Origin of the sequence: Acinetobacter sp. V102_4 (assembly GCF_031799005.1) — a bacterium.
GTDB lineage: Bacteria > Pseudomonadota > Gammaproteobacteria > Pseudomonadales > Moraxellaceae > Acinetobacter > Acinetobacter calcoaceticus.
This window is the reverse complement of record NZ_JAVQNR010000050.1, coordinates 214,040-221,946: the sequence shown is the minus strand read 5'-3', so window position 1 is coordinate 221,946 and position 7,907 is coordinate 214,040. Positions and strand designations below refer to the sequence as shown.

Genomic DNA, 7,907 nt, shown 5'->3' with positions numbered 1-7,907 from the left:
GGCGTGATAGCTCAGTAGGTAGAGCAACGGATTGAAAATCCGTGTGTCCCCAGTTCGATCCTGGGTCTCGCCACCATATTCGAAAAGCCTCATACATAACGTATGAGGCTTTTTTCATGCCTATTGTTTTATCTGAACAAATCATTTTCTTACTTGTGGGTAAAATGAGATTTATCCACAAGCATTGTCACTTATCCCCAAGTTCTTATTATGTCAAAGCTATAACAAGTAAGGGCTTAATCATGTGAACTATCGTTAATTAGACGTTTTCCTAAACATACCGCTTCTACTTCGTCATAGCCGAGCTGTTCATAAAAATTCAGTACATTTAGGTTATCTTTACGCACCAATAATTGTAGTTTTGGGCAGCCCCGAGCAATCAGTCGCTTTTCAAGCTGCTGAACGAGCGCTGTAGCTATTCCTAAGCGTTGTTGGTGGGGGTGAACAGCCAAATAATTAATCCAGCCTCTATGGCCGTCGTAGCCACCCATAAGCGTGCCAATGAGTTGCTCATCTTTAATAGCAACCAAAAATAAATCATCTTGTTGTGAGACTTTTCTGAAAATATCGGTTTCAGGATTATTCCAAGGACGAGTCAGGCCGCAGCTTTCCCATAAAATAACGACATCTTCCAGATCCGCATTTGTAAATTGACGAATAATAAACATATAGATTTCTACTTTTTGTTTTGATGTGCTGAAAAGATAAAATAAAAATTCGGGCTTGAGCAGTATTTTATGAATAATTTAAACAAATAAAAAAGCACCCCCGTAGGAGTGCTTGAATTAAACCAGTTATTTAAGCTGATTTTGCAACTGGTGCTGCTTGAAGCATTTGACCTGTTTCTTCGAAGTTTGCATGCCAAGACAATGCTTCACGAAGTAAATGAGGCGTATGTCCACCTTTAGCACATGCACGATCAAAGTAATCATTTAATGCATCACGGTAAAGTGGGTGTACACAATTGTCGATAACAGCGCGAGCACGTTCGCGAGGTGCTAAACCGCGTAAGTCCGCCAAACCTTGCTCTGTCACTAAAATATCAACATCGTGTTCACTGTGGTCAACGTGACTCACCATTGGCACGATAGAAGAGATATCGCCGCCTTTAGCAATTGATTTAGTCACAAAGATCGCCAAGTGAGCGTTACGAGCGAAGTCACCTGAACCACCAATACCGTTCATCATTTTAGTCCCGCACACGTGAGTCGAGTTCACGTTACCGTAAATATCAAACTCAAGTGCAGTATTAATGCCGATAATACCTAAACGGCGAACCAGTTCAGGGTGGTTAGAAATTTCTTGTGGACGAAGTACTAATTTGTCTTTGTAAGCTTCGATATTGCCAAAAACTTTTTCGCCACATTTTGCAGAAAGTGTAATTGAGCTGCCAGAAGCAAATTTCATTTTGCCTGCATCAATTAATTCAAAAGTACAGTCTTGTAATACTTCTGAGTACATGATGAGGTCTTCAAAGTCAGAATCTTTTAAACCTGTTAATACAGCATTGGCAATAGAACCGATACCTGCTTGTAATGGGCCAAGGCTTTTTGGTAAGCGACCTTCAGCAACTTCTTTGTTAAAGAAAGCAATGAGGTGGTTTGCAATGCCTTGAGTTTCATCATCTGGCGGGGTTACTGTTGATGGTGAGTCATGCGTATCGTTAAATACAATACCAACAATCTTTGCAGGATCGATTTGGATTGCTGATGTACCAATGCGCTCATCCACTTTTGTTAATGGAATTGGGGTACGTGTTGGACGATAGGTGGGAATGTAGATGTCGTGCAAACCTTCAAAGCTTTCGCTTAAAGATGTGTTGATTTCAACAATTACTTTCTCGGCAAAAATAGCAAAACTTGCAGAGTTGCCAACAGAAGTCGTTGGAATAATGCCGCCATCTTCAGTAATTGCAATTGCTTCAATCACTGCAACATCAGGACGTTTAAGCTGTTGGTTACGCATTTGCTCAACAGTTTCAGACAAATGTTGGTCAATAAACATAACTTCGCCATTGTTAATGGCACGACGTAAAGTGTTATCCACTTGGAATGGCATACGACGAGATAAAACACCTGCTTCCGTGAGTTGTTTGTCTAAGTCGTTACCTAAGCTGGCACCCGTAATTAACGTGATTTTTAACGGATTTTTCTTTGCAAGTTCTACAAGTGCTTGTGGAACAGCTTTAGCTTCACCAGCACGAGTAAAACCACTCATACCTACGGTCATTCCATCTTCGATGAATTGTGCAGCTTGTTCAGCACTGATGACCTTGTCATGAAGAGAAGCTAGGCGAATACGACTTAAAGACATTGGACATCCTCAGAATTGTCAAAACATAGGGGATTTTAGCTATGAAAAATTGAAAAGTGCATAGGTGTTAGGCTAAGGTCTAATTTTGTAAATAAATGGTGGTATAAAATATATTTATGATTTTTATTTTATTGATTTTTAATTATTTTATTTGTCTTTGAAATGAGGCTTTTAATAACTAACTGGTTAAATTAAAAGCGCTCACTCAAAGTTTGTTTTATTTTTTCTAATGGATTGATCGAGCTATTTTCTTCAGTGCTTGGTTTCGGGATAGGTAAAGAAATAATAACTTCTAAACCGCCTTGTTCACGGTTATGAATTTGAATTTCACCATGGTGAATATCAACAATACGTTTGACAATCGCAAGGCCCAGACCGCTTCCTTGAACTGTTCTTGCCGAGTTTCCTCTAACAAAAGGTTGCATTAACTCTTCTATTTGATCTGCTGGAATACCTTCACCATGATCGGCAACAGTAATTAAAATATGTTCATTTTCAACTTTTGCACTGAGTTCTATTGGTTCGGCACCATAGCGTTTTGCATTGTTAATCAGGTTGGCAATAAGTCGCTTTAAAGAAAGACTACGTGCCGGAATAATTGGCACATCCTGCATCTCGAAGTGAATATCAAGTGGCTTAAACTGGATAACAAGTTCTTGCAAAAGCATATTGATATTGGTGTCTTTCAATTCTTCATCTGAGCCATCACGCATATAAGAAATGAACTGATTAAGAATTGCATCCATATCATCTACGTCATAGACCAGACCTTCACGTAAAAACTCATCAGGTAACATTTCCGCCGTTAAGCGAATACGTGTAAGAGGAGTTCTTAGATCATGTGAAATGCCGGCCAGCATAATACGTCGTTCACGTTCAGTTTGGTCAAGCGTATAAACCATGCGGTTAAAGGCTTGGTTCACCTGACGAATTTCTAAGGGACCGTGATTGGTATCTAAATAAGGTGCCGTTCCAGCTTTACTATATTCATTGGCAGCATTTTGCAAACGACGTAAAGGGCGGTTCATCTGCCTAACTAAAATCAGAATAATAATAGCTGAAAGTAATGGAACACCAACGATCCAACCAACCAGTAATTCAGGACTATAGTTGGCGTAAGTTTTTAGAGGCTCACGGACCCAGTTCCCATGCATTTCAGGTGTTTGAATCCAGATGCGTGGGCTAGGCTTAAACTGGAAGTAAACCGTAACATCCTTCGTTCCAATCTCATTTGCCAGTTTTTGTTCGATCTGATTGGTAAAAAACTCAGCAATAACTTTATCGCGGACGCTTGGATATTCTTTGGGATTGGTAACGTATTCAATACCAACACGATTACGTAACCACGTATCAACATCAACTTCGTTGTCACGATGGAAAATTCGTATATCTGGATTGTTGACGAGTTCAAGTTCAACTGCTAGATAACGGGCGTGTTGTTGAATTTCAGGTAAATAAAGAGTGCGCCAAAAGAACCATAACGACATAAATAAGCTAAAAAATACCACCAGCAGTACCAGAATGGTGGTACGCATGGCAGCAGAGCGTGGCTTAATCTTGTCGAGAAAACGTTCCCACCGAGTTCGTTTCCGTTCAGAGTAGGTGGCGTAGTCAGTAAAGTTTTGTGGCGCGATTGGTTCTAAACTCACTCTATCTTATCTCAAGCTTATTCCGCACCATCTGGAACAAATACATAACCCACGCCCCATACAGTTTGGATATAACGTGCACGTGCAGGATTATCTTCAATTAAACGACGTAGACGAGAGACTTGAACGTCAATTGAACGTTCCATTGCACCCCATTCACGACCACGAGCCAAGTTCATGAGTTTGTCGCGTGTTAATGGTTCACGTGGGTGTTGTACCAAGGCTTTTAATACTGCAAATTCGCCAGTCGTTAAGGTAACGATTTGTCCTTCGCGTGTCAGCGTGCGGGTAGACAAGTCTAAAGACCATGGTCCAAAGCTCACAACTTCAACTTGTTGGCTTGGAGCACCGGGAACTTCACGAACTTGGCGACGCAATACAGCACGGATACGGGCTAAAAGCTCATTTGGATTAAATGGTTTTGGTAAGTAATCGTCTGCACCAGCTTCCAGACCTGCAATACGGTCTGAATCGCTACCACGCGCTGTTAACATGATAATAGGCGTATCAATATTTGATTGGCGTAAACGACGGCAAATACTCAAACCATCTTCAACTGGCAACATAAAGTCGAGTACGATAAGTGAAAATAACTCACGTTGTAATAAACGGTCCATTTGCGAAGCATCGTGGGCAGTTTTTACAACAAAGCCTTTATCTTCCAAAAAACGTTGCAAGAGGGTACGTAAACGCACATCGTCATCGACCACTAAAATACGTTCGACACGATCCGTTTCGTTGTGTACGGTTTCAGGATGTTCAGCAGGTACAACTAAACTCATGATGTACTCCCTTTTAAAGTCATAATTTATATATTATTGGGTCGGTCAGGCTTATTGCCAGCAAGCCCTCAGTATAATGCTGATGTTCTCGTTAAGACTATGTATCAATTTGCTCAAAATTACAATTTTCAAGGTGGTTTGAAACCAAAAAACAACATCTTAAGCCCATAATTTAGCAAAGACTGATCTAAAAAAACAAATACTTAAATATTTGATAAATTTTTAATAATTAAATAGTAATAACTAATTGTTTCAAATAAGTTATTTTAGGTAAATCAACTTGGTTGTTATAAAGCTTTTAATTGTTGAGGTAAGCAGATGGTTGGGTTGGTTAAAAGATTGGACGAATAAAACCTTGTTGAATCGCTATGTTTTTAGCTTTTGAGGAATGTATCAATATGATCATTTTCTCATAATTTATAATAAATTTTTGTCACTTTCATGACACAAGGCCTACGTTTATATTTTATAAAGATTAAAAAACAGAGCTCAGCCTCAACTTTTTCATACTTGAACTCCTGTTTTTATGTGCTCTAGTAGTCGTAAAAACTATAAATATTCAGAGTCAATACAAAAAAACGTTTTGAATACGCAAACAAGTGTGGATTTTATGGGCTTGGTCTTTATAATCAGTGCTTTTAAACTTTATCCTTGTGGGATCAAACACGATGACTGACTTAGTTCAGCAGTTGGCAAGTGAGCTTGCCGTACGTCCAAACCAAGTAGAAGCTGCCATCCGCTTAATTGATGAAGGTGCCAGTGTTCCATTTATTGCCCGTTACCGTAAAGAAGTAACACAAGGTTTAGATGATACGCAGTTACGCCAATTAGATACTCGTTTAGCGTATTTACGTGATTTATATGAGCGCCGTGAAAAGGTTATTCAGTCATTGCAAGAACAGAATAAATTGAGTGATGACTTGTTGGCGCGGGTGAATGCAGCCGAAACAAAAAATGCTTTAGAAGAAATTTATGCACCGTATCGCCCTAAGCGTACAAGTAAATCTTTTAAAGCAAAAGAAGCAGGTTTAGGACCAATTGCTGAAAAAATTATTGCAGAACAAGTTGACCCGACAGAAGCATTAGCTGGTTTTAGTCACGAAGACTACCCAGATGTTGAAAGTCAGTTAGATGCGATTCAGCACATTCTGATTGATGACTGGGCGCAAAATATTTCACTTACTACAGAATTAAAAACAACTTTTGCAAAAAGTGCCGTTTTAAAAAGTGCGGTTGCATCTGAAGAAAAGAAAGAAGTTGGTAAAAAATTCCGTGACTACTTTGAATTCTCTGAAGGTCTAAACAAATTACCTTCTCATCGTTTATTGGCGATGTTACGTGGTCGTCAAGAAAACGTATTGGGTTTGAAAGTAGATGGTGAAGATGATGCTCCATTGGCGCGTATTGAAACTGAATACAACCTTGAGCAAATTCAACCTCAAGCACGTCAAGATTTCTTAAAGCAAACTGCAAAATTATTCTGGTTAGGTAAGATTCGTCCTCAAATCGAACATTCATTGCTGACAGAAAAACGTCTTACTGCTGAAGCAGAGGCAATGCAGGTGTTTGCTGAAAATCTTCGTCATTTATTATTGTCAGCGCCAGCTGGTAGCCGTACGACTTTGGGTGTTGACCCTGGTATTCGTACTGGTGTGAAACTGGCAGTAATCAGCGATGCAGGTGATGTACTTGCTCACAGCACGATTTATCCATTTGCTCCCAAAGAAGATAAAGAAGGCTCAATCGCTGAACTTGCACGCCTATGCCGTGAATATAATGTAGAGCTCATTGCAATTGGTAATGGTACAGCTAGCCGTGAAACAGAAGCTGTTGTTGCTGAAATGATGGCTGCGAATACTGATCTGAATTTAACACGAATCACTGTAAGTGAAGCGGGTGCATCTGTTTACTCTGCAAGTGAACTTGCGTCGGCAGAACTTCCAGAACTTGACGTTTCAATTCGTGGTGCAGTTTCTATTGCTCGCCGTTTACAAGATCCACTTGCTGAACTTGTTAAGATTGATCCGAAATCAATTGGTGTGGGCCAATATCAACACGATGTGAACCAGACTGGTTTGGCAAAAACACTTGGTGCAGTGGTAGAAGACTGTGTGAATGCTGTAGGCGTTGATGTAAATACCGCTTCACCAGCAATCTTGGCTTATACCGCAGGTTTAAACAAAGCAATTGCTCAACAAATTGTTGAATACCGCAAAGAGCATGGTCGTTTTGACAACCGTCAATCGTTGAAAAGCGTACCACGTTTAGGTGAGCGTACTTTTGAACAGGCAGCTGGTTTCTTACGTATTCAAAATGGTTCTGAACCTTTGGATGCTTCTTCTGTTCACCCTGAAAGTTATGGTCTTGTTGAGAAAATTGTTGCAGCAAAAGCAACAACTGTTAAAGACATCATCGGTAATACTGAAATCATTCGCCAAGTAAAAGCTGATGAATTTGTTGATGACAAATTTGGTTTACCAACAATTCAAGACGTTTTAGCTGAACTTGAAAAACCGGGTCGTGACCCACGTCCAGAGTTCCGTACTGCTAAATTCCGTGAAGATATTACTGAAGTTGGTCAATTGACAGAAGGTATGCAGCTTGAAGGTGTGATCACTAATGTCACAAACTTTGGTGCCTTTGTTGATATTGGTGTACATCAGGATGGCTTAGTTCATATTTCTGAACTGGCAAATGAGTTTGTATCTGATCCACATAAAGTTGTAAAACCGGGCCAGATTGTACAAGTACGTGTTATGCAGGTTGATGTTGAACGTAACCGCGTGAACTTAAGTATGCGTGCTGAAGGTTCTTCACCTGTTAAAGCGCCGCGTCCACCACGTCGTGAGCAAAATACAGAACAGCGTTTTGAGCGTAAACCTCAAGGTAAACGTCCTCAACCGCGTAAAGATCAAGCTGAACGCCCTCAGCGTAGCAAGCAAGATAAACCACAAGAACAAAAGATTGGCGGTTTAGGTGCATTGTTACTACAAGCAGGGATTAAAGGCTCTAAATAAGAGTTTTTAATTGTTAAAAAGGCCTCCAATCGGAGGCTTTTTTTATTGGTTAAAATATATTTTTTAAAAGTTTTTTATGGGGAATTAATAAAAAATCGCAGATATGAACATGAGGTGAATCTTAAGATCAACAAAACGCTGTTAAA

5 protein-coding genes, 1 tRNA gene and 1 pseudogene are annotated in these 7,907 nt (G+C 39.9%); 2 read left to right on the top strand and 5 right to left on the bottom strand.

What is annotated here, in order from left to right:
* Positions 1-76 (top strand) — tRNA-Phe (locus RMB13_RS15840).
* A 160-nt stretch (positions 77-236) separates the two neighbouring features.
* Here the strand turns inward: RMB13_RS15840 and RMB13_RS15835 are convergent.
* From RMB13_RS15835 to ompR, 5 genes and pseudogenes are all read right to left on the bottom strand, one after another.
* Positions 237-668, bottom strand: a complete 432-nt coding sequence (locus tag RMB13_RS15835; RefSeq protein ID WP_004789884.1) for a GNAT family acetyltransferase — start codon at positions 666-668, stop codon at positions 237-239.
* A 130-nt stretch (positions 669-798) separates the two neighbouring features.
* Positions 799-2,313 carry an acetyl-CoA hydrolase/transferase family protein gene (locus RMB13_RS15830; RefSeq protein WP_005044101.1) on the bottom strand — a complete coding sequence of 505 codons (1,515 nt, stop codon included), beginning with the start codon at positions 2,311-2,313 and terminating at the stop codon, positions 799-801.
* A gap of 35 nt (positions 2,314-2,348) precedes the next feature.
* A pseudogene (locus RMB13_RS15825) lies at positions 2,349-2,477 on the bottom strand (hypothetical protein).
* 27 nt (positions 2,478-2,504) lie between these two features.
* Positions 2,505-3,962 carry an ATP-binding protein gene (locus RMB13_RS15820; protein WP_005038215.1) on the bottom strand — a complete coding sequence of 486 codons (1,458 nt, stop codon included), beginning with the start codon at positions 3,960-3,962 and terminating at the stop codon, positions 2,505-2,507.
* A gap of 17 nt (positions 3,963-3,979) precedes the next feature.
* The gene (gene ompR, locus RMB13_RS15815) at positions 3,980-4,744 is read right to left on the bottom strand and encodes a two-component system response regulator OmpR (protein ID WP_000060753.1); all 765 of its coding nucleotides are present in this window, start codon (positions 4,742-4,744) and stop codon (positions 3,980-3,982) included.
* A gap of 668 nt (positions 4,745-5,412) precedes the next feature.
* Between ompR and RMB13_RS15810 the strand changes: the two genes are divergently transcribed.
* Positions 5,413-7,761: a Tex family protein gene (locus RMB13_RS15810; protein ID WP_311085725.1), complete on the top strand. Its 2,349-nt coding sequence runs from the start codon at positions 5,413-5,415 to the stop codon at positions 7,759-7,761.
* Positions 7,762-7,907: the final 146 nt, after the last annotated feature.